The sequence below is a fragment of the Geodermatophilus sp. SYSU D00742 genome, assembly GCF_054049935.1.
In genome coordinates, this window is sequence record NZ_JBJGYJ010000028.1 from 42372 (window position 1) to 61891 (window position 19520).

At 74.8% G+C, this 19520-nt stretch carries 20 protein-coding genes and 1 pseudogene; 10 read left to right on the plus strand and 11 right to left on the minus strand.

The window, feature by feature from the left end; all coding sequences use genetic code 11:
• Window positions 1-168 precede the first annotated feature (168 nt).
• Window positions 169-1812 carry a carbamoyltransferase family protein gene (locus tag ACI78V_RS17455; protein ID WP_456852998.1) on the minus strand — a complete coding sequence of 548 codons (1644 nt, stop codon included), beginning with the start codon at window positions 1810-1812 and terminating at the stop codon, window positions 169-171.
• Between the two features lie 184 nt (window positions 1813-1996).
• Window positions 1997-3706 carry a RecQ family ATP-dependent DNA helicase gene (locus ACI78V_RS17460; protein ID WP_456853000.1) on the minus strand — a complete coding sequence of 570 codons (1710 nt, stop codon included), beginning with the start codon at window positions 3704-3706 and terminating at the stop codon, window positions 1997-1999.
• A 72-nt stretch (window positions 3707-3778) separates the two neighbouring features.
• Here ACI78V_RS17460 and ACI78V_RS17465 point away from each other — a divergent pair, with 72 nt between their 5' ends.
• The 7 genes and pseudogenes from ACI78V_RS17465 to ACI78V_RS17495 all read left to right on the plus strand — a co-directional run bounded on the left by ACI78V_RS17465 (window position 3779) and on the right by ACI78V_RS17495 (window position 8079).
• The gene (locus ACI78V_RS17465) at window positions 3779-4174 is read left to right on the plus strand and encodes a TOBE domain-containing protein (protein WP_456853002.1); all 396 of its coding nucleotides are present in this window, start codon (window positions 3779-3781) and stop codon (window positions 4172-4174) included.
• A 201-nt stretch (window positions 4175-4375) separates the two neighbouring features.
• Entirely contained in the window at window positions 4376-5188 is an 813-nt protein-coding gene (gene modA, locus ACI78V_RS17470; protein ID WP_456853004.1) for a molybdate ABC transporter substrate-binding protein, read from the plus strand.
• A 26-nt stretch (window positions 5189-5214) separates the two neighbouring features.
• The gene (modB, locus tag ACI78V_RS17475) at window positions 5215-5991 is read left to right on the plus strand and encodes a molybdate ABC transporter permease subunit (protein WP_456853006.1); all 777 of its coding nucleotides are present in this window, start codon (window positions 5215-5217) and stop codon (window positions 5989-5991) included.
• A gap of 29 nt (window positions 5992-6020) precedes the next feature.
• Window positions 6021-6467 (plus strand): annotated as a pseudogene (locus tag ACI78V_RS17480) (ATP-binding cassette domain-containing protein); the annotation flags it as partial.
• A gap of 120 nt (window positions 6468-6587) precedes the next feature.
• A complete protein-coding gene (locus ACI78V_RS17485; RefSeq protein ID WP_456853035.1) occupies window positions 6588-7043 on the plus strand; it encodes a TOBE-like domain-containing protein in 456 nt (151 codons plus the stop codon).
• Between the two features lie 47 nt (window positions 7044-7090).
• Window positions 7091-7672, plus strand: coding sequence for a nucleotidyltransferase family protein (locus ACI78V_RS17490; protein ID WP_456853007.1), 582 nt, complete (start codon window positions 7091-7093; stop codon window positions 7670-7672).
• Window positions 7669-8079 (plus strand): molybdenum cofactor biosynthesis protein MoaE, encoded by a 411-nt coding sequence (locus ACI78V_RS17495; protein ID WP_456853009.1) that lies wholly within the window; start codon window positions 7669-7671, stop codon window positions 8077-8079. Before ACI78V_RS17490 ends, ACI78V_RS17495 begins: the two co-directional genes overlap by 4 nt.
• Window positions 8080-8098: 19 nt before the next feature.
• Here the strand turns inward: ACI78V_RS17495 and ACI78V_RS17500 are convergent, their stop codons facing one another.
• From ACI78V_RS17500 to ACI78V_RS17535, 8 genes are all read right to left on the minus strand, one after another.
• Entirely contained in the window at window positions 8099-9031 is a 933-nt protein-coding gene (locus tag ACI78V_RS17500) for an SMP-30/gluconolactonase/LRE family protein (protein WP_456853011.1), read from the minus strand.
• A gap of 103 nt (window positions 9032-9134) precedes the next feature.
• Entirely contained in the window at window positions 9135-9677 is a 543-nt protein-coding gene (locus tag ACI78V_RS17505; protein ID WP_456853013.1) for a GAF domain-containing protein, read from the minus strand.
• A gap of 88 nt (window positions 9678-9765) precedes the next feature.
• Window positions 9766-9975, minus strand: coding sequence for a hypothetical protein (locus ACI78V_RS17510; RefSeq protein WP_456853015.1), 210 nt, complete (start codon window positions 9973-9975; stop codon window positions 9766-9768).
• 52 nt (window positions 9976-10027) lie between these two features.
• A complete protein-coding gene (locus ACI78V_RS17515; protein WP_456853017.1) occupies window positions 10028-11053 on the minus strand; it encodes a hemolysin family protein in 1026 nt (341 codons plus the stop codon).
• A complete protein-coding gene (locus ACI78V_RS17520) occupies window positions 11046-12425 on the minus strand; it encodes a hemolysin family protein (RefSeq protein WP_456853019.1) in 1380 nt (459 codons plus the stop codon). The genes ACI78V_RS17515 and ACI78V_RS17520 overlap by 8 nt, the downstream gene beginning before the upstream one ends.
• Window positions 12426-12521: 96 nt before the next feature.
• Window positions 12522-12785, minus strand: coding sequence for a MoaD/ThiS family protein (locus ACI78V_RS17525; RefSeq protein WP_456853021.1), 264 nt, complete (start codon window positions 12783-12785; stop codon window positions 12522-12524).
• Window positions 12786-12787: 2 nt separating this feature from the next.
• On the minus strand, window positions 12788-13840 hold the full coding sequence (moaA, locus tag ACI78V_RS17530; RefSeq protein WP_456853023.1) for a GTP 3',8-cyclase MoaA: 1053 nt from the start codon (window positions 13838-13840) through the stop codon (window positions 12788-12790).
• 100 nt (window positions 13841-13940) lie between these two features.
• Window positions 13941-14810 (minus strand): hypothetical protein, encoded by an 870-nt coding sequence (locus ACI78V_RS17535; protein WP_456853025.1) that lies wholly within the window; start codon window positions 14808-14810, stop codon window positions 13941-13943.
• A 208-nt stretch (window positions 14811-15018) separates the two neighbouring features.
• Between ACI78V_RS17535 and ACI78V_RS17540 the strand changes: the two genes are divergently transcribed.
• Both ACI78V_RS17540 and ACI78V_RS17545 read left to right on the plus strand, forming a co-directional pair.
• Complete coding sequence (locus ACI78V_RS17540) at window positions 15019-16275, plus strand: MFS transporter (protein ID WP_456853027.1); 1257 nt, start codon at window positions 15019-15021, stop codon at window positions 16273-16275.
• 68 nt (window positions 16276-16343) lie between these two features.
• Window positions 16344-17183 carry an aldo/keto reductase gene (locus ACI78V_RS17545; protein WP_456853029.1) on the plus strand — a complete coding sequence of 280 codons (840 nt, stop codon included), beginning with the start codon at window positions 16344-16346 and terminating at the stop codon, window positions 17181-17183.
• Between the two features lie 114 nt (window positions 17184-17297).
• Here the strand turns inward: ACI78V_RS17545 and ACI78V_RS17550 are convergent, their stop codons facing one another.
• A complete protein-coding gene (locus tag ACI78V_RS17550) occupies window positions 17298-18107 on the minus strand; it encodes a DUF3097 domain-containing protein (protein ID WP_456853031.1) in 810 nt (269 codons plus the stop codon).
• A gap of 318 nt (window positions 18108-18425) precedes the next feature.
• Between ACI78V_RS17550 and ACI78V_RS17555 the strand changes: the two genes are divergently transcribed.
• Window positions 18426-19379 (plus strand): DUF2382 domain-containing protein, encoded by a 954-nt coding sequence (locus ACI78V_RS17555; RefSeq protein WP_456853033.1) that lies wholly within the window; start codon window positions 18426-18428, stop codon window positions 19377-19379.
• Window positions 19380-19520 lie beyond the last annotated feature (141 nt).

Below are 19520 nucleotides of genomic sequence, written 5' to 3' on the forward strand. Positions count from 1 at the left end.
CAGGTCGATCCGTGGGACCGTCCTGTCCTGGACGGTCCGGGACCGGGTTACCCCTGGTCGGCGGCCCGTAACGGCCGGACCCCCCGCGGGGGACGACCGTTGCCGAACCGTCACCTTCCAGCGGCGGCCCCGCGCCCGGCACCGGGAGGCGGAGCCGCCGCTGGAAGGTCAGCGCCGGGTGGGCCTGGGCCGGCGGACGACGAAGGGCCCGATGGCCAGCAGGTCCACCGGCGCCGACCCGAAGCACTCCAGCGCGTCGCGCGGGTCGTCGACCATCGGCCGGCCCGCCGTGTTGAGGCTGGTGTTGACCACGACGGGCAGCCCGGTGCGCCGTTCGAAGGCCGAGATCATCCGGTGCACCAGCGGCTCGGTGTCGGGGTCGATGGTCTGGATCCGCGCCGTCCCGTCGACGTGGGTGACGGTCGGGATGCGGTCCCTCCACTCCGGGGCGACGTCGTGCACGAACAGCATGTAGGGCGAGGGGATCGGCCCCCGGCTGAAGATCTCCGGGGCCCTCTCCAGCAGCACCATCGGCGCGACCGGGCGGAACTGCTCGCGGCCCTTGACGTCGTTCATCCGCTCGAGGTTGGCCTCGTGGCCCGGGTGCGCCAGCAGGGAGCGGTGGCCCAGCGCCCGCGGCCCGTACTCGCTGCGCCCCTGGAACCAGGCGACGATCCCGTTGTCGGCCAGCACCTCGGCGACGGCCTCGGCGACGTCCTCGGGCCGCTCGTAGTCGATCGCGGCGGTCCGCAGCCACTGCTCGATCTCGTCGTCGCTCCAGCCACGGCCGAGTGCCGCGCCGGGCATCGGCTGGGTCTGCTCGCCGAGCTCGCGGGCCACGTGCAGGGCGCTGCCCAGCGCCGTCCCGGCGTCCCCGGCGGCCGGCTGCACCCAGACCTGCTCGAAGGGGCTCTCGGCGAGGATGCGGGTGTTGGCCACGCAGTTCAGCGCCGTGCCACCGGCCATGGTGAGGACCTTGTCACCGGTCTGCTCGTACACCCAGCGGGCGAGGTCGACCAGCACCTCCTCGAGCCGCTGCTGCACGCTGGCGGCGAGGTCGGCGTGGTCCTCGGTCCACTGGTCGCCCTTGCCCAGCCGCGGCGCGAACTCCGTGAAGTCGATCTTCTCGGTGCGGAAGCCGCCGTCGCCGGTGGCGCGGATCAGCTCGGACAGCTCCCCGACGAAGCGTGGCTTGCCGTAGGAGGCCATCGCCATGACCTTGAACTCGTCGGAGCTGCGCAGGAACCCGAGGTGGTCGGTGAGCTCCTCGTACATCAGGCCGAGCGAGTGCGGCAGCGCCTGACCGGCGAGGACCTCCAGCCGGCCGTCGACGTACCGGCCGGCCAGGTGGCTGTGCGCCTCGCCGCGGCCGTCGAGCACCAGCACCGCGTTGTCCCGCTGCGGGGCGGCGAGCCCGGCCGAGGCCGCGTGGGCGACGTGGTGCTTCACGAAGCGCACCTTCGCCGGGTCGAGACCGGGCAGCGCGTGGGCCAGGAAGTCCGGGGCCATCTCGGCGTACTTCTTGCGCATGACGTCGCCGTCGTCGAACAACCCCGACTCCTCCGGCGTCCCCATCAGGGCGGGGTCGAAGGAGTAGGCGACGGCGTCGAGCTCCTCGGGGCGGATGCCGGCCTCGGCCAGGCACCAGGCCGCGGACAGCTCGGGCAGCTCCCAGGCGCTCCACGGCAGCGGCCGCTTGCCGTGCTTGCGCCGGCTGAAGCGCTCCTCCTCGGCCGCGGCCACGACCCTGCCGTCGATGACCAGGGCCGACGCCGGGTCGTGGTAGATGGCGTTGATGCCGAGGACCTTCACCCGTGTACTCCTCTCGCCGGGCTGGTCCGCCCGGTCTCCGCTGTGATCATCGAGCCGATGACCTTGGTCCGCAGCGCGAGCAGGCCGCGTTCCCCCGCCCGTGGCCCGGCGAGGGCCGGTCGTCGGCCCTGCTGCGGGGACCCGCGCCGGGCCCGCGAGGCGTGCGGGGCAGCGGGGTCCTCCCTCAGTCGCGCCGGGCGAGCAGGTCGTTGTCCAGGACGGCGGCCAGCCCGAGGGTCTTGTAGCCGACCTCCTCGAACAGGACGACGACCCGGTCGTCCTCGACCCGCATGACCACGCCCGGCCCCCACTCGGTGTGCTGCACCGGCGTCTGCGCGGGGAACGGGGTGTCCCCGTCGTCCGCACCCGGCTGCTCCTGGGACAGGCCCGCCGAGCAGTTGTCGCAGTTGCCGCAGGGCTGTTCCAGCTGCTCGCCGAAGTAGCCGAGCAGGAACTGTCGGCGACACTCGGTGGTCTCGGCATAGCCGCGCATCATCTCCACGCGGCTCTGGTCGACCCGCTCGTGGTGCTCGGCGAGCTCACGGGCGGCGGCCGCCGCGTCACCGGGGTCCGGCGCACCCTCGGCCGGGTGGGCGGCACCCTCGTCGTCGAGCACGACGGCCGACACCTGCTCCAGCAGGTTGAGGTCGCGGGCCAGCGGGGTGGCGCCGCGGCCGGTCTCCTCGCGCAGTTGCCTGACGGCGACGCCGTCGTCCACCCCGGCGGCCTCCGCCGCCCGGACGAGGCCGGCGACCTGCTGCAGCTCCTCCTCCGCCGGGACGCCGGCGGCGAAGAACCTGCGCAGCCCGAGGTCCTCCTGCCGGTACACCAGCAGCGCCAGCGCCGGCTCGCCGTCCCGGCCGGCCCGGCCGATCTCCTGGTAGTAGCTGTCGATCGAGTCGGCCGGCTCGGCGTGGACGACGAAGCGGGTGTCGGGCTTGTCGATGCCCATGCCGAAGGCGGTGGTGGCGACGACGACGTCCAGCTCGTCCGCCATGAACGCCCGCTGGGCGTCCTCGCGGTCGGCCTTGCGGAGCCCCGCGTGGTAGGCGCGGGCGCGCAGGCCGCGGTCGGTGAGCTCCGCGGCGACCTCCTCGGTGCCCTTGCGGGTGGCGCTGTAGACGATGCCCGGCACGTGACCCTCGCCGACCTGCTCCAGTACGCGGTCGAGCACCGCCTGCTGCTTGCCGTGGGCGTCGGCGTGCTGCTCGACCTCCAGCCGGATCTCCGGGCGGTCGAACCCGGCGACGACCACCCGGGCGTCGCGCATCTCCAGGCGTTCCACGATCTCGGCGCGCACCGGCGGGGCGGCGGTCGCGGTCAGCGCGAGCACCGTGGGGTGGCCCAGCTGCTCGATGACCGCGCCCAGCCGCAGGTAGTCGGGGCGGAAGTCGTGCCCCCACGCCGACACGCAGTGCGCCTCGTCGACGACGAACAGCGCCGGGGAGGCCTGCCCGATCGCCTCGACCACCTCGGGCTTGGTCAGCTGCTCGGGCGCGAGGAACAGGTAGCGGACCGTGCCGTCGGCCAGGCCCTCCAGGGCCGCCCGCTGGTCCCCGGCGCTCAGGGCCGAGTTCAGCTGGGCGGCCTGGCCGTCCAGGCCGTCGAGCTCGTCGAGCCGGTCGACCTGGTCGCGCTGCAGGGCGATGAGCGGGGAGACGACGAGCACCGGCCCGTCGGTCAGCTGCCCCGCGACCTGGTAGACGGCGGACTTCCCGGCCCCCGACGGCAGCACCGCCAGGGTGTCCTGGCCCGAGACGACGGACTCCATCGCCTCCTCCTGGCCCGGCCGGAACTCCTCGACGCCGAGCAGCTCCCGGGCCACCTCCCGGATGCGGCGGGTGCGGACGGAGGCGGACGCCCCGGCGGGGTCGGTCTCTTCGGTGCGGGGCACCGGCACGTCGTCCCCGCGCACCGAGATCGGCAAACAGCGGCTCGCGAGCGGGCGACGGGCTACTGTCCGGCCGTGGCCGCCTCCTACCGCATCGCCGAGGCCGCCGCGCTCCTCGGGGTGAGCGACGACACCGTGCGCCGCTGGGTCGACAGCGGCCGGCTGCCGGCCCGCCGTCAGGGCGGTGGCCCGGCGCAGGTCGCCGGCGCAGACCTCGCGCGGGTCGCCGCCGCGCTGCACGATGCGCCCGAGCCGGGCACGACCCGCGGGTCGTCGGCCCGCAACCGGCTCACCGGCATCGTCACCCGCGTCGTCCGTGACACCGTGATGGCGCAGGTGGAGATCCAGGCCGGCCCGTTCCGGGTGGTCTCCCTCATGTCGCGGGAGGCCGCCGACGAGCTGGGGCTGGAGGTCGGCGTCCGGGCGGTGGCCACGGTCAAGGCCACCCAGGTCAGCGTCGACGTCCCCTGAGGCCGGGCACGGCCGCCCGCCCTCGACGGCGAGCGCGACCGCCGTGCCGGGGAGTCGGTCGCGGGTGGACGGCCCCCCGTGGTCGCAGGCACGCGCCTGCGGAGGGACCCCGCGAACGGACTGCGCAGGTGCGCGGGATCATCGGCTACTGTCCCGCAGGCGCGGACTGGCGCCGTGGCCGTCCGGGGAGGTGGAGGTGCGATGGACAAGCGCGTCCCCCTGGTGCTGCCGTTCGCGACCACGCTCGTGCTGACCGCCTGCGGCGGCGGGTCGGACGTCGGGGCCGCCGCGCCGTCCCCGGGCCCCGGGTCCAGCTCGTCGGGCGCCGAGCTCGGCGGCACCCTGACCGTCTTCGCGGCCGCCTCCCTCACCGACGTCTTCACCGACCTCGGCGACCGGCTCGAGCAGGCCAACCCCGGCCTCGACGTCCGGTTCAACTTCGCCGGCAGCTCCGCGCTGGCCACCCAGCTCACCCAGGGCGCGCCGGCCGACGTCTTCGCCTCGGCCGACGAGGCGCAGATGGCCGTGGTCGCCGATGCCGGGCTGCAGGCCGAGGACCCCGCGGTCTTCACCTCCAACGTCCTCCGGATCGCCGTCCCCGGAGGGAACCCCGCCGGGGTGACCGGCCTGGCCGACTTCGGCCGGGCAGAGCTGGCGCTGGCGGTCTGCGCGCCCGAGGTCCCGTGCGGCGCGGCCGCCGAGGACGTCTTCGCCGCCGCCGGCATCACGGCGGTGCCGGACACCCTGGAGGAGGACGTGCGGGCCGCGCTCACCAAGGTCGAGCTGGGGGAGGTGGACGCCGCGCTGGTCTACGCGACCGAGGTCATCGCGGCCGGGGACGCCGTCGAGGGCGTGGACTTCCCCGAGGCCGAGGACGCGGTCAACGACTACCCGATCGTGACGTTGGCCGACGCTCCCAACCCCGGGGCAGCGGCCGCCTTCGTCGACCTCGTCCGGTCCGAGGAGGGGCAGCAGGCCCTGGCCGACGCCGGCTTCCGCGCCACGGCCGGTTGAGCCGCCGACGGGACCGCGCCGGTGGCGTGCCGGCGCCGCTGCTGGTGCCGGCGCTGCTGGCGGTCGCCTTCCTCGTCCTCCCCCTGGCCGGTCTGGTCATCCGGACGCCCTGGGCCGACCTCCCCGGCCAGCTCGCCCAGCCCGCGGTCGGCCAGGCGCTGCGGCTGAGCCTGGTCTCGGCGACCCTGGCCACCGCCGTCTCGCTGCTGCTCGGCGTGCCGCTGGCCTGGGTGCTGGCCCGCTCGCGCATCCGCGGGCGGTCGGTGCTGCGGGCGCTGGTCACCGTGCCTCTGGTGCTCCCGCCGGTGGTCGGCGGCGTCGCGCTGTTCCTCGTCCTGGGCCGGCAGGGCATCGTCGGCCGCTGGCTGGACCAGGCCTTCGACGTCACGATCCCGTTCACCACCACGGCGGTCGTGATCGCCGAGACCTTCGTGGCGATGCCGTTCCTCGTGATCAGCGTCGAGGGCGCCCTGCGCGCGGCCGACGCCCGCTTCGAGGACGCCGCGGCCACCCTCGGCGCCGACCGGTGGACGACGTTCCGGCGGGTCACCCTCCCGCTGGTCGCCCCGGGGATCGCCGCCGGCGCGGTGCTGTGCTGGGCCCGCGCGCTGGGCGAGTTCGGCGCCACGATCACCTTCGCCGGCAACTTCCCGGGGACGACGCAGACGATGCCGCTGGCCGTCTACCTGGCGCTGCAGCGGGACCCGGACGCGGCGATCGTCCTCTCGCTGGTCCTGCTCGTCGTCTCGCTGGCCACGTTGCTCCTGCTCCGAGACCGCTGGCTGTCCCGGGCGGTGTCATGAGCCTGGCAGCCGGCCTCACCGTGGCGCGCGGGGCGCTCACCGTCGACCTCGACCTCGACGTCGCCGACGGCGAGGTGCTCGCCGTCCTCGGGCCCAACGGGGCGGGCAAGTCCACCCTGCTGCGGGTGCTCGCCGGACTGCTGCGGCCGGACACCGGCCGCGTCGTGGTCGACGGCGACCGAGTCTGGGACGACGTCGCCGTCGGGGTGCACGTGCCCGCCCACGCCCGCCGGCTGGGGATGGTCTTCCAGGACCACCTGCTCTTCCCGCACCTGTCCGCCGTCGACAACGTCGCGTTCGGCCTGCGCACCCGCGGGGTGCGGAAGGCCGCCGCCCGGGCCGCCGCCGGGGACTGGCTGGCGCGGGTGGGGCTCGAGGGCCTCGGCGACCGGCGTCCCGGCCAGCTCTCCGGCGGGCAGGCGCAGCGGGCGGCGCTGGCCCGGGCGCTGGTGGGCGACCCCGCCGTCCTCCTGCTGGACGAGCCGCTGTCGGCGCTGGACGCCCGCACCCGGCTCACCGTCCGCGCCGAGCTGCGCCGGCACCTGGCCGCCTTCGGCGGCAGCACGGTCCTGGTCACCCACGACCCGGTCGACGCGATGGCGCTGGCCGACCGGGTCGTCGTCGTGGAGGAGGGACGGGTCGTGCAGGCCGGGACGCCGGCCGACGTCAGCCGGCACCCGCGCACCGACTACGTGGCCCGGCTGGTCGGCCTCGCCCTGCTCCCCGGCACCGGAGCGGGCGACACGGTCCGGCTCGACGGCGGGGGCACCGTGGCGGTGGCCGAGCAGACCGCCGGACCGGTGTTCGTCGCCGTCCGCCCGGAGTCGGTCGCGCTCTACCTGAGCGTGCCGCACGGCAGCCCCCGCAACGTCTGGCCCGCCCGCCTGGTCTCGGCGACCCCGCACGGTGCGACGGTGCGCTGCGAGCTGGACGGTGAGGTGCCGCTGGTCGCCGACGTCACGGCGGCCGCCTTCGCCGAGCTCGGCCTGGCCCCGGGATCGCAGGTGTGGGCGACGGTGAAGGCCTCCGAGGTCGCCGTCTACACCCGGTGAGGAGGGGTCGGTACGACCACCCCCGCCCCCGGTGACAGGGTGGGGGGGTGAGCACGGTCGCCGGACTGGTCCTCGCCGCAGGGGGCGGCCGTCGGTACGGCATGCCCAAGGCGCTGGTCGAGTACGGGGGCAGTCTGCTGGTCGAGCGGGCGGTCCGGACGGCGCGGGCGGTCTGCGACCCGGTGCTCGTCGTGCTCGGTGCCCGGGCGGTCGACGTCTGGCGCGCCGCCGACCTCGACGGGGCCACCGTGCTGGCCAACCGGGACTGGGAGACCGGCATGGCGTCGTCCCTGCGCACCGGGCTGGAGGGCCTGCGCGGCTGGCCGGGGCGGGTGGACGCCGCGCTGGTGCTGCTCGTGGACATGCCCGGGATGACGCCGGCCGCACTGGAGCGCCTGGCCGCGCAGGCCGGCCCGGACGCGCTGGCCGTGGCGACCTACGACGGCGTCCGCGGGCACCCGGTGCTCCTCGGCCGCGAGCACTGGGCCGGCGTCGCCGCGTCGGCGACCGGCGACGAGGGCGCCCGCCGCTACCTCGCCGCGCACCGGGTCAGCGAGGTCGACTGCACCGGCCTCGCGGATCCGACCGACCTCGACGTGCCCCCGGGCGAGGTACCGTCGGCGCCGTGATCGCCCGAGTCGTCGACGCGCCCCTGTCGATCGCCGAGCACGAGGACGCCGTCGCCGACAAGGCCGCCGGTGCGGTCGTCTCCTTCGCCGGGGTGGTCCGCGACCACGACGGCGGCCGGTCGGTGACCGAGCTGGAGTACGTGGGTCACCCGAGCGCGCAGGAGCTGCTGGCCGAGATCGCCGGGGAGTTCGCCGCCCGGCCGGAGGTGCACGCCGTGGCGGTGTCGCACCGGGTGGGCATGCTCGGCATCGGAGACGTCGCCCTCGCCTGCGCGATCAGCGCCTCCCACCGCGGGGAGGCCTTCACCGCCTGCGCCGAGCTCGTCGACGAGGTCAAGAAGCGGCTGCCCATCTGGAAGCGGCAGGTCTTCACCGACGGCGAGGAGGAGTGGGTCGCCTGCCCCTGAGGGCCGTCCGCGTCCTGCGTCAGTCGTCGACCAGGACCACCTCGTACTGGTCCGCGGTCGGCGGGATGCCCGTGTCGAACTTGGCGTTCACCACGGCCAGCTCACCCTCGTACCGGATCGCGGTGGCCGGGCTCTGGAAGCGCTCGTCGGTGATCACCTCGCGGACCTCACCCGACGTCAGGTCCCGACCGAGCCGGACCTCGACGACCAGGTTCTCCGGGTTCCGCACCACCCACAGCCGCCGGCCGTCCAGCACGAGCCCGTCGGCGTTGGGCACGCTCACGCCCTCGACCAGGGCGCTCGCGCCGGTCTCCGGGTCGACGGTGTACAGCGCCCCGTTGCCCGAGTGCGCGACGACGAGCGTCTCCCCGGAGCGGGTCGCGGCGATCCCGTTGAGGTTGAACTCCCCGCTCGTGTCGGCCGCCGGGCCGGTCAGGGCCAGCGTCCTCGCCTCACCGGGCTCCCGGCGCGGGCCGATCGGCACGAAGTACAGCTGGGCCTGCCGGCTGTCGGTGAACCAGGCGCCCTCGCGGGTGACCGTGACGTCGTTGACGAACGACTCGGCCGGGTCGCCGAACCGGTAGGTCGCCACGGTCTCGCCGGTGCGGGTGTCGTACACGTAGGCGGCGCCGGGCCCGCCGGCGACGAAGAGCAGGCGGTGCCGCGAGTCGGTGTCCATGCCGACGGCCATGCGCCCGTCCGGGACGTCGATGAACAGCTCGGCCGTGCGCTCCTCCAGGTCGCCGCGGAAGACGTCGCCGCGGAACAGGTCGCCGGCGTAGAACGTGGCGCCTCGGCCCTGGGCGATCCCCTCGGCGGAGCTGGCTCCGGGGAGTACGATGAGGTCGTCGTCCTGTGGCGCCGCGGCGGCCGGGCCCCCGGTGCCGACGACGAGGCCGAGGACGGCGCTCAGGAGCACCGTCGTGCGTGCCGGAGAGAGTGACCTGGGCATCCGTGCCTCCCGGTCGACACCGCCGCCCCTCGGTCGGGCGCGGGCGTCCCACGATGGCACCGTCCGGTCGTCACCGGAAGAGGCGGCGGTACCGCCGGCCTGGTCACCCCGCGGCGGTGTCCGCGGGCCCGGGTCGGTCGGCGGCGGGGTCGCCGGCCGGGTCGCTGCCCGCGGGGCGGGGGTCCGGGCCCGGCGGGTCCGGCGGGGTCATGCCGGCAGCCATCAGCGTGCTCAGCATCCGCGCCACCATCTCGACCACGGGGAGGTCGCGGTGGGCGCTGCGCGGCCGGGCGCGGTAGCCCACCGCGCACACGGTGCCGAACAGCTCCCCCTCCGCGGTGACCAGCGGGACGCCCAGGTAGGCCGCCACCCGGTGCACGGGCCCCATGGAGCGGCTGGCGTACTCGGGGATCGCGGCGGTCACCGTGGCGGCACGGGGGGCCTCACCGGCGACCATCAGCCGGCAGAAGCTCTCCTCCCACGGCAGGGAGGCCCCCGGTGGCAGTGCCTCGGCCGGGTGGGCGTGCAGGACGACCTGACGGTCGTCGACGACGCGGGTCACCGTCCACACGTCCCAGCCGAGGTGCTGGTGCAGGAACTGCAGGGCGCCACAGGCCGCAGCGGCGAAGTCGCGCCAGGGCGCCACGTCTGCGATCCCGGGCACTGTCAGCATGTCGTCCGCCGTCCCCCGTCGCGCACCGACCGGCGGTCGTCGGCCGGTGTGACGGCCGCGCTCAGTGTCGTGCGGGCACCCCGTCGTCGTCCTGCGGCGGACGGCGGCCGGCCTCGCCGCCGAGCTCGGCCTCCTCCTCCGCCTCGGCCTCCAGCCGCCGCGCCTCGCCGGCGACCTGCGCCGCGGCGTCGCCGTGCGACTCCCCGTACACCTCCTCGGCCCGGCCGATGAGCTCCTCGGCCTTCGCCTTGGCCCTGCCCCAGATGCTCATGCGCCCATTGTCGGGCGTCGTGACCTGGGGCGCAGCGCCCTCGTGCGCGGCATCACCGGTGCACCGTGTCGCGGATCTCGCCGACCAGCTCCTCGAGGATGTCCTCCAGCGCGACGACGCCGAGGACCGCGCCGTCCTGCGTCACCGCGGCGAACTGCGCGCCGTCGGCCTGCATGGTCTGCAGCGTCGTGCGCAGGTCGCCGGTGCCGGGCACGCGGGGGAGCGGGCGGGTGATGTCGGAGACCAGCACGTCGGGCTCCCCGTCGGCCACGAGCACGTCCTTCACGTGGACGTAGCCGGTGAACTCGCCGTCACGGACCACCGGGAAGCGGGAGAAGCCGGTGCGTGCGGCGGCGCGCTCGACGGCCAGGGCGCCGTCGTCCGGGCGCACGGTGGTGAGCTGGCCGCGGGGGATCAGGACCGACCGGATGTCGCGGTCCTCGAGCGTCAGCGCGCCGGTGAGCAGGTCGTGCTCCCGCTTGTCGAGCAGCCCGCCGGCGCGGGACTGGTCGAGCAGGCCGGCCACCTCATCACGGGTGAACGAGCTGGTGACCTCCTCCTTGGGGTCCACGCGCAGCAGCCGCAGGACGCCGTTGGCCAGGGCGTTGAGGGCGACGATCACCGGCTTGAGCACGGTGACCACGGCCGACAGCGGCGGCGCCAGCACCAGCGCGGCGCGGTCCGGCCCGGCCAGCGCCAGGTTCTTCGGCACCATCTCGCCGATCACCACGTGCAGCGCCACCACGACGGTGAGGGCGAGGGCGAACGAGATCGGGTGGACCAGCGCCTCGGGCACGCGCAGGGCCTCGAACGCCGGTTCCAGCAGGTGGGCGACGGCCGGCTCGCCGATGGCGCCCAGGCCCAGCGAGCAGACGGTGATGCCCAGCTGCGCCCCGGCCATCATGAGCGAGACCCGCTCCATCGCCCCCAGCGTGGTGCGGGCGCGACGGGACCCGGCCTCGGCCAGCGGCTCGATCGACGAGCGTCGCGCCGAGATCAGCGCGAACTCCGCGCCCACGAAGAAGGCGTTGGCCAGCAGCAGGACCACGGCCACGGCCACCCCGGCCCAGTCAGGCACCGGTGGCCTCTTCGTCCTCGGCGGTGAGCGCGCCGACCAGCGCCCGGTCCACGCGGGTGCCGTCGAGGCTCTCCACCTCGACCCACACGCCGCCGGGGTGCCCCTCGGCCTCGCCGGCCAGCTCGGGCGGCAGCTGCCGGAGGGCGGTCACGCGGTCCCCCGGTTCGGGGATCCGGCCCAGGTGGTGCAGCACGAGGCCACCGATCGTCTCGTAGTGCCGGTCGGCGGGGACCGCCAGACCGGTGAGTGCGCTGACCTCGTCGGGGCGCAGCAGCCCCGACACCGACCAGGTGCCGGCACCGCGCTCGACGACGTCCTGCCCGTCCTCGTCGTCGTGCTCGTCGGACACCGCCCCCACCAGTTCCTCCACCAGGTCCTCGACGGTCACGACGCCGTCGGTGCCGCCGTACTCGTCGACGACGACGGCCATCTGCAGGCCGCCGCGGCGGAGGTCGACCAGCAGGTCGTCGAGCTGCCGGGACGTCGGGACGAACCGCGGCGGCACCATCACCCGCTCCACGGGAACGTCCCCCCGCTGCTCGCGGGGAACCGCGAGCGCGTGTTTCACGTGGACCATCCCGACGACGTCGTCGGCACCGGCCCCCGAGACCACGGGGAAGCGCGAGTGGCCGGACTCGCGGGCGGTGGCGAGGACGGCGGCGACGGGGGCGCTGACCTCCACGGTGGTCATCCGGATCCGCGGGGTGGCGACGTCGCTGGCACGCAGCTCACCGAAGGCCAGCCCGCGCTCGAGCAGGGTCGCCGTCCCGGCCGGCAGCGTGCCCACGGTCCGCGAGCGGCGGACCAGCGAGGTGAGCTCCTCCGGGGAGCGGGCCGAGGCCAGCTCCTCCTGCGGCTCGACGCCGAACAGCCGGCGCAGGATCGCGTTGGCCCAGCCGTTGAGCAGCCGGATGACCAGGGCGGTGGCCCGGGTGAAGCCGCGCTGGAAGCCCGCGACCCGCTTCGCCACGCCCAGCGGCGCGGAGATGGCCAGGTTCTTGGGCACCAGTTCGCCGAAGACCATCGTCAGCGCGGTCGCGAGGACGAGGGCCAGCGTGATGGACACCGAGCGCGCGGCCGGGCCGGAGAGCCCCACCGAGGCCAGCGGCCCCTGCAGGAGCGCCGCGATGGAGGGCTCGGCGACGAAGCCGATGGCCAGGTTGGTGACCGTGATGCCCAGTTGTGCGCCCGACAGCTGGGTGGAGAGCGTCTGCATCGCGGTCAGGACGCCGGCGGCCCGGGGCCGGCCGGCCTCCGTCTCCCGTTCCACGGTGGCGCGGTCGACGGTGACCAGCGCGAACTCGAAGGCGACGAACGCGGCGCAGGCGGCGATCAGCAGGATCCCGACGCCGACGAGCAACCACTCGGTCATCGGGCGGCGGGGGTGCGCCGGCGCGCGGGTCCGCGCTCGGTCAGCAGGGGTGCAGGGGTGGGGCGATGGTGAGGCAGCGCCTTCACGAGGGCGGGATCATCCTCCGGCGAACGGGGGCAGCACGTCGACGACCGCCCCGGGTTCCAGCACCAACGCACGGTCCCGCGTCTGCGTTCCGTCGACGAGGAAACTGCAGGCGGTGAGCACCCGCTCCAGCCGCTCGCCGTGGGCCTCGACGATCTGGCCGACCAGCTCCTCGAGGGTGGTGGCGGTGCGGCTCTCGGTGTCCACGCCGGCGGCTGCGCGGGCGCCGGCGAAGTAGCGCACCGTGACGTGCGCGGGGCTGCCGGGGAGGCTCATGGTCAGCCGCCGATCGCCGACATCGGCCGGGACGGCTGCAGGAAGCTGGGGTCGTCGATGCCGTGGCCGGGGAGCTTGGACAGTGTGGCGATCCGCCAGCGGTCGGCCAGCTCCTCGTCGGTGGCGCCCTCCCGCATCGGCGTCCGCAGGTCGGACTCCTCGCGGGCGAACAGGCAGTTGCGGACCTGGCCGTCGGCGGTGAGCCGGGTGCGGTCGCACGTACCACAGAACGAGCGGGTCACCGAGGCGATCACGCCGACGGTCGCCGGGCCGCCGTCGACCAGCCAGCGCTCGGCGGGGGCCGAGCCGCGCTCCTCGGTGTCCGGGGTGAGGGTGTGCGCCGCCGACAGCCGCTCGAGGATGTCCTCGGCGGTGACCATCCGGCCGCGGGTCCAGGCGTGGTGGGCGTCGAGCGGCATCTGCTCGATGAAGCGCAGCTGGTAGCCCTGCTCCAGGCAGAAGTCCAGCAGCGGGACGGCGTCCTCCTCGTTCATCCCGTGCAGCAGGACGGCGTTGACCTTCACCGGCGTCAACCCGGCGTCGCGGGCGGCGGCCAGGCCGGCGAGGACGTCGTCGAGCCGGTCGCGGTGGGTGAGCTGCTTGAACCTGTCGCGGTCGAGGGTGTCGAGGCTGACGTTGATGCGGTCCAGCCCGGCCTCGGCCAGCGCGGGCGCCACGCGGCTCAGGCCGATCGCGTTGGTGGTGAGGCTGACCTCGGGGCGCGGGTGGAGCGCCGTGGCGGCCGCGACGATGCCGACCAGGCCGGGGCGCAGCAGCGGTTCACCGCCGGTGAAGCGCACCTCGCGGACGCCCAGCTGCTCCACCCCGATGCGGACCAGCCGGCCGACCTCCTCGTCGGTCAGCACCTCGACCTTGGGCAGCCAGTCCAGCCCCTCGGGCGGCATGCAGTAGGTGCAGCGCAGGTTGCAGCGGTCGGTCAGGGACACCCGCAGGTCGGTGGCCACCCGGCCGTGCCGGTCGACCAGGCCGCCGGTGCCCGGCAGGGGGTCAGGGCGGCGCACGACCGGGTCCGGCAGCGGGCTCGTCGAGGTCACGCCCCCGAATGTAGTGGCGGACCACGACAGCGCGCCGTCCCCCGGACACGCGACGGGGGCGACCGGAGCTCCGGCCGCCCCCGTCGGGGTGTGTGCTCGGTCAGCCGATGGGCGTGGGCGCCACCGGCTCCGGGGGCACCGGCACCGAGCCGCGGATGCGGTTGCGGGCCTGGCAGTCGCTGGTGCAGTCCGTCGCGCCGGCCGACAGCTCGATCGCGTCCTCGCCGAGCACGCCGCCCATGCGGCCACCCGAGGCCACCGACCAGCGGGTCGTCGTCCCGTCCTGGTACAGCTTCGTGGCCACCTGCGGGCTGTCCTTGCCGAGCAGCATCTGGTGCGTGGCGTCGCCGGAGACGCCGTCGCCGAAGTTCACCTTCCCGGTGAACTCGTTGACGAAGTAGAAGAGCGTCGCGCCGAGGGTGTGGACGTACTCGACCGGCCCGCCGAACTCCTGCTCCATCTGGAAGATGCCGCCCTGCGGGGCGTCCTTGGCCTGCACCTTCAGCTTGCCGGCGGCGGTGGCGAACTCCGCGACCAGGACGCCGTCGCGCAGCCGCAGCTCGCTGATCCGCACGCCGCGCAGCTGGGCCGCGGTCAGCTGCGGCACCTTCGAGGCGAAGACGACGGTCGGGGCGGTGACCATGCGCTGGGCGTCAGGGGCACCGGTGAGGGTGTACCGGTACACCCCCAGCGTCGCGGGGTCGATGGTGAAGGTGACGTGCCGGCCACGGACGGCGATCGGACCGGTGGGCGTCACGTCGCGCAGCCGGGCCTCCCGGCCGGCGGCGGGATCGGTGGTGCGGCCGTTGACGACGACCGCGAAGTCCCCGGTGCCGGCCGCCCCGCCGCCGCCGTCCTCCGCGGACGCCGCGTCGTCACCGCCCCCGGCCGCGGCGGTACCGGGGGCGAGCAGGACGGCGAGGGCGAGTGCCAGGGCGCACACCAGGCGCGGTCGGGAGGTCGCGGACACGGGTCTCCTTCGAGAGGCGGGGCGTCCGCGTGTGCGGTCGCTCACACAGAGTGCATGAACGTTCATGCAGCGCGACGGCGACACGCGGCCGTCCGCCGCCCGGAAACCGGCGGCGCGGCGTCCGGGGCCGTTGCTACCGTCGGCGGGCCACCCGAGAGACCAGCGGGCAGCCCCGCACTCGCTCGTGGCCAGGAAGCGCGAGAGTCCCGTGTCGCCCCGCACCGTGTTCAGCCCCTACGCCCGCCTGTTCGCCGTCCCCGGGTCGGTGGCCTTCTCCTTCGCCGGGTGGGTCGCCCGCCTGCCCATCCCGATGCTCGGCCTCGGCGCCGTCCTGCTCGTCGCCGGTGAGACCGGCAGCTACGGCCTCGCGGGCGCGGTCTCCGGCACGCTGGCCCTCAGCTTCTCCATCGCCAGCCCCCAGTGGGCCCGGGCGATGGACCGGCGCGGCCAGGGCGTCGTCCTGCGCCGGGCCATGACGGTCTACCTGCTCTCCGGGGTGGCGTTCGTCGCCGGCGTCACCGCCGGGGCGCCGCGCTGGTCGTGGTTCGTGCTCGCCGCCCTGTGCGGTGCCGCGGGGCCGAACATCGGCTCGCTGGTCCGGGCCCGCTGGGTGGCGGCGCTGGAGGACGCCGGTCCCCGGCAGACCGCCTTCGCCCTCGAGGCGGTGGTCGACGAGGTGGTCTTCGTCGTCGGCCCGCCGCTGGTCACGCTGCTGGCCACGCTGGTGGCCCCGCCGGCGGGCTTCCTCACCGGCATCGTGCTCGGCACCCTCGGCGGCTTCTGGCTGGCCGCTCAGCGCGGCACCGAGCCCGCGCTGCACGAACCCGACCCGGCCGTCCCCGCCCGCCGGTGGGCGGCGCTCAATGCCACCGTGCTCGTCGTCGCGGCCGCCTACGTGGCCGTCGGCGTGGTCTTCGGTGCGCTCGACGTCGTGGTCGTGGGCTTCGCCGACGCCGAGGGCGTCCCGGCGCTGGCCGGGGTGGCGCTCGCGGTGTTCGCCGGCGGCAGCCTCGTCGCGGGCCTGGTCTACGGCGTCGTCCGCCTGCCCGGCACGCTGACCAGCCGGTTCCTCGTCACCGCCGTCGCCTTCGGGCTGGCCGCCCAGCTGTTGTGGGGCGTCGGTTCCGTGGTCGTGCTGGTGGGTGTCGGCTTCCTCGCCGGGCTGACGATCGCGCCGGTGCTGGTCTCCGGCACCTCGCTGGTGGAGTCGCGCGTACCCCGGGCGGCGCTCACCGAGGCGCTGTCGTGGACCACCACCGGGCTGACGCTCGGGGTCACCGCGGGCGCCGCGCTGGCCGGTGCGGCCGTCGACGCCTGGGGCGCCGAGGACGCCTTCGCCGTCCCGGCGCTGGCCGCCGCCGGGGCGGTGGTGCTGACCCTCGCCGGGGTGCCGTTCCTCCGCCGTCCGGCCGGTGGGCTGCCACGGACCGGGAGCGTCCCGGTTGAGCGGGAGGCCGCCGGGTAGCCCCCGTCCCGGCAGGCTGCGCGCTGTCCGGTCGCGCGCGGCGCCCCGACCCCCGAGAGGAAGCACCTGTGGCAACCGTGCCCATGATCCGGCTCAACAACGGTGTCGAGATCCCCCAGCTGGGGTTCGGCGTCTACCAGGTCCCGCCCGAGGGGACCGCCGACGCCGTCGCCACCGCACTCGAGGTCGGCTACCGGCACATCGACACCGCCGAGATGTACCGCAACGAGAAGGGCGTCGGGGAGGGCATCCGCCGTTCCGGCGTCGACCGCGACGAGGTCTTCATCACCAGCAAGCTGAGCAACGCATACCACCGGCGCGACGACGCCCTGCGCGCCTTCGACCAGACGCTGGCGGAGCTGGGCACCGACCACCTCGACCTGTTCCTCGTCCACTGGCCGCTGCCGAGCATCGACGTCGACTACGTCGAGACGTGGAAGGCGATGGAGGAGATCTACGCGGGTGGGCGCTGCCGGGCGATCGGCGTCTCGAACTTCAACGCCCACCACCTGCGCCGGCTCTTCGCGGAGACCGGGGTCCGCCCGGCGGTCAACCAGATCGAGGTCCACCCCTACCTCGCGCAGGACGACCTGCGGGCGTTCAACGCCGAGCACGAGATCGTGACCGAGGCCTGGTCGCCCATCGCGCAGGGCAAGGTGCTCGACGACCCGGCGATCACCACGATCGCCGAGCAGCTCGGTCGCACGCCGGCCCAGGTGGTGCTGCGCTGGCACGTCCAGCGTGGTGACGTCGTCTTCCCGAAGTCGGTCACCCGCGCCCGGGTGGAGGAGAACTTCGGACTGTTCGACTTCGAGCTCGACGACTCGGCGATGGCCGCCCTCACCGGCCTCGACCGTGGCGAGCGCACCGGGCCCGACCCGGACACGTTCGACTACGTCCCGCAGTGACGCCGACGGAGTGGGTCCGGGGGCCTGAGCCCGACGGGCCCACTCCGTCAGCCGGCGGGCTGCCGCGACGTGGGCACGACGACGCCCCCACCCGGCCGACGGTGGGGACGTCGCTCAGTCGGTGGTGACGAAGTCGATGAGCTCCTCGACCCGGCCGATCAGCGCCGGCTCCAGGTCGGTCCAGGTGCGCACCCGTGCGAGGATCCGCTGCGCCCACACGTACCCGGTGTCGTCCTCCCAGCCCAGCCGCCTGCAGACGCCCTCCTTCCACGGCTCCCCCCTGGGGACCGTGGGCCACGCCTCGATGCCGACGACCCCCGGCTTGACCGCCTGCCAGATGTCGACGAACGGGTGTCCCACGACCAGCGCGTGCGCGCCGGTCACCTGGCCGGCGATGCGGGACTCCTTGGAGCCGGTCACCAGGTGGTCGACCAGCACGCCCAGACGCCGTCCCGGGGAGGGCCGGAACTCCCGCACGATGGCCGGCAGGTCGTCGACGCCGTGCAGCGGCTCCACGACGACGCCCTCGATCCGCAGGTCGTGACCCCAGACCTTCTCCACGAGTTCGGCGTCGTGCTTGCCCTCGACGTAGATGCGGCCCTCGCGGGCGACCCGGGCGCGCGCGCCGGCGACGTAGGTCGAGCCGGAGGCGCTGCGCTGCGGGCCCGACGGGGCGGCCTGCCGGGGGCGGACCAGGACGACCGGTCGGCCGTCGACCCAGAACCCGGGCCCCAGGGGGTAGGCGCGCACCTTCCCGAACCGGTCCTCGAGGTGGACGACGTCCTTCTCGCAGCGCACGACGGCGCCGACGAACCCGCTGCTGGGGTCCTCCACGACGACGTCCCGGGTCGCCTCGACCTGCGGGGTCGGCTTCTTGACGGTGCGTGGGTGGACCAGGTCGTCGTACGGCGAGCGGGGAGGCACGCCGTCCAGGATGAGCAGGCGGACCCCCGGGGACGGCGGCGACGCGCCGAGGCGACAGCCGACATGACACGCCCGGCGGTACGGCGGTTGCCCAGAGTGACCGGTTCGCAGGACGCGTTGCGGCGATCGGTTGTGCACGACCGTCTCGCGTCTGACCTGGGAGGACGGGCCGGGGTGGGGCGACGACCGCCCCCTGGGGGAGGACGGGCGTTCGCGAGCCGGGCGTGTCGTGGACCCGGTCCCGTTTCGGTCCGACTCTCGCGGTCACCCATGCCATGACCGTGACAGCCCGTGCTCAGATGGGAGCGACGAACGACGATGATCGGTACCGAGACCATCAGCCGCGTGATCGGCAAGGACGTCTACGACCAGTCCGGCGAGAAGATCGGGTCGGCCTCCGAGGTGTACCTCGACGACGAGACCGGCCAGCCCGAGTGGGTGACCGTGCGCACCGGCCTGTTCGGCACCAAGGAGTCCTTCGTCCCGATCCGGGACGCGGACCTGACCGACGACGGGCTGCGTGTCCCGGTGAGCAAGAGCGCCGTGAAGGACGCGCCGAAGATCGACACCGACGGGCACCTCTCCCCGCAGGAGGAGGAGGAGCTCTACCGGTACTACAACCTCGGGACCAGCTCCGGGGTGACCGGTCGCACCGACACGACCACGGGTCGCACCGACACGACCACCGGCACCATGACCGGCACGACCACCGGCACCATGACCGGCACGGAGTCGACCACCGGCATGGCGACCACCGGCATGACCGACCGGGACCGCGACCTGACCGACCGGGACCGCGACCTGACCGACCGGGACCGCGACCTGACCGGCACCGCCGGCGTCGACACCCGCCCCGCCGTGGGCCACGACACCTCGGGTCCCACCACGGACAACGCCATGACGCGCTCCGAGGAGCAGGTCAACGTCGGCACCCGCACCGAGGAGGTCGGCCGGGCCCGGCTGCGCAAGTACGTGGTGACCGAGAACGTGAGCGAGACCGTGCCGGTCTCCCGCGAGGAGGTCCGCGTCGAGCGTGAGCCGGTCACCGACGCCAACATCGGCAACGCCATGGACGGCCCCGCCATCTCCGAGGAGGAGCACGAGGTCACCCTGCACGCCGAGCGCCCGGTCGTGGAGAAGGAGGCCGTCCCCGTCGAGCGCGTGCGCCTGGACACCGAGACGGTCACCGACACCGAGACGGTCAACGCCGACGTCCGCAAGGAGCAGATCGACGTGGACGGCGACGTGACCGACCGCGACCGTCGCATCTGACGGTCCTCCCCGGCCGCGGGCCGGGGCTCCGCACGGCAGTGGCCGGCCGGGACACGTTCCCCGGCCGGCCACTGCCGTCCGGGGGTGGCGGCCGCGCCGCAGAGCAGCCCCCCCCGCCCCCGGGGGCGCCCCCCCCCCCCC

Excerpts from the sequence above, each read along its gene's own strand:
- ACI78V_RS17485 (WP_456853035.1), top strand. The coding sequence starts at position 6,588 with ATGGCGCTGGCCGACCGGGTCGTCGTCGTGGAGGAGGGACGGGTCGTG.
- ACI78V_RS17520 (WP_456853019.1), bottom strand. The coding sequence starts at position 12,425 with ATGACCGAGTGGTTGCTCGTCGGCGTCGGGATCCTGCTGATCGCCGCC.
- ACI78V_RS17510 (WP_456853015.1), bottom strand. The coding sequence starts at position 9,975 with ATGAGCATCTGGGGCAGGGCCAAGGCGAAGGCCGAGGAGCTCATCGGC.
- ACI78V_RS17525 (WP_456853021.1), bottom strand. The coding sequence starts at position 12,785 with ATGAGCCTCCCCGGCAGCCCCGCGCACGTCACGGTGCGCTACTTCGCC.
- ACI78V_RS17555 (WP_456853033.1), top strand. The coding sequence starts at position 18,426 with ATGATCGGTACCGAGACCATCAGCCGCGTGATCGGCAAGGACGTCTAC.
- ACI78V_RS17500 (WP_456853011.1), bottom strand. The coding sequence starts at position 9,031 with ATGCCCAGGTCACTCTCTCCGGCACGCACGACGGTGCTCCTGAGCGCC.
- modA (WP_456853004.1), top strand. The coding sequence starts at position 4,376 with ATGGACAAGCGCGTCCCCCTGGTGCTGCCGTTCGCGACCACGCTCGTG.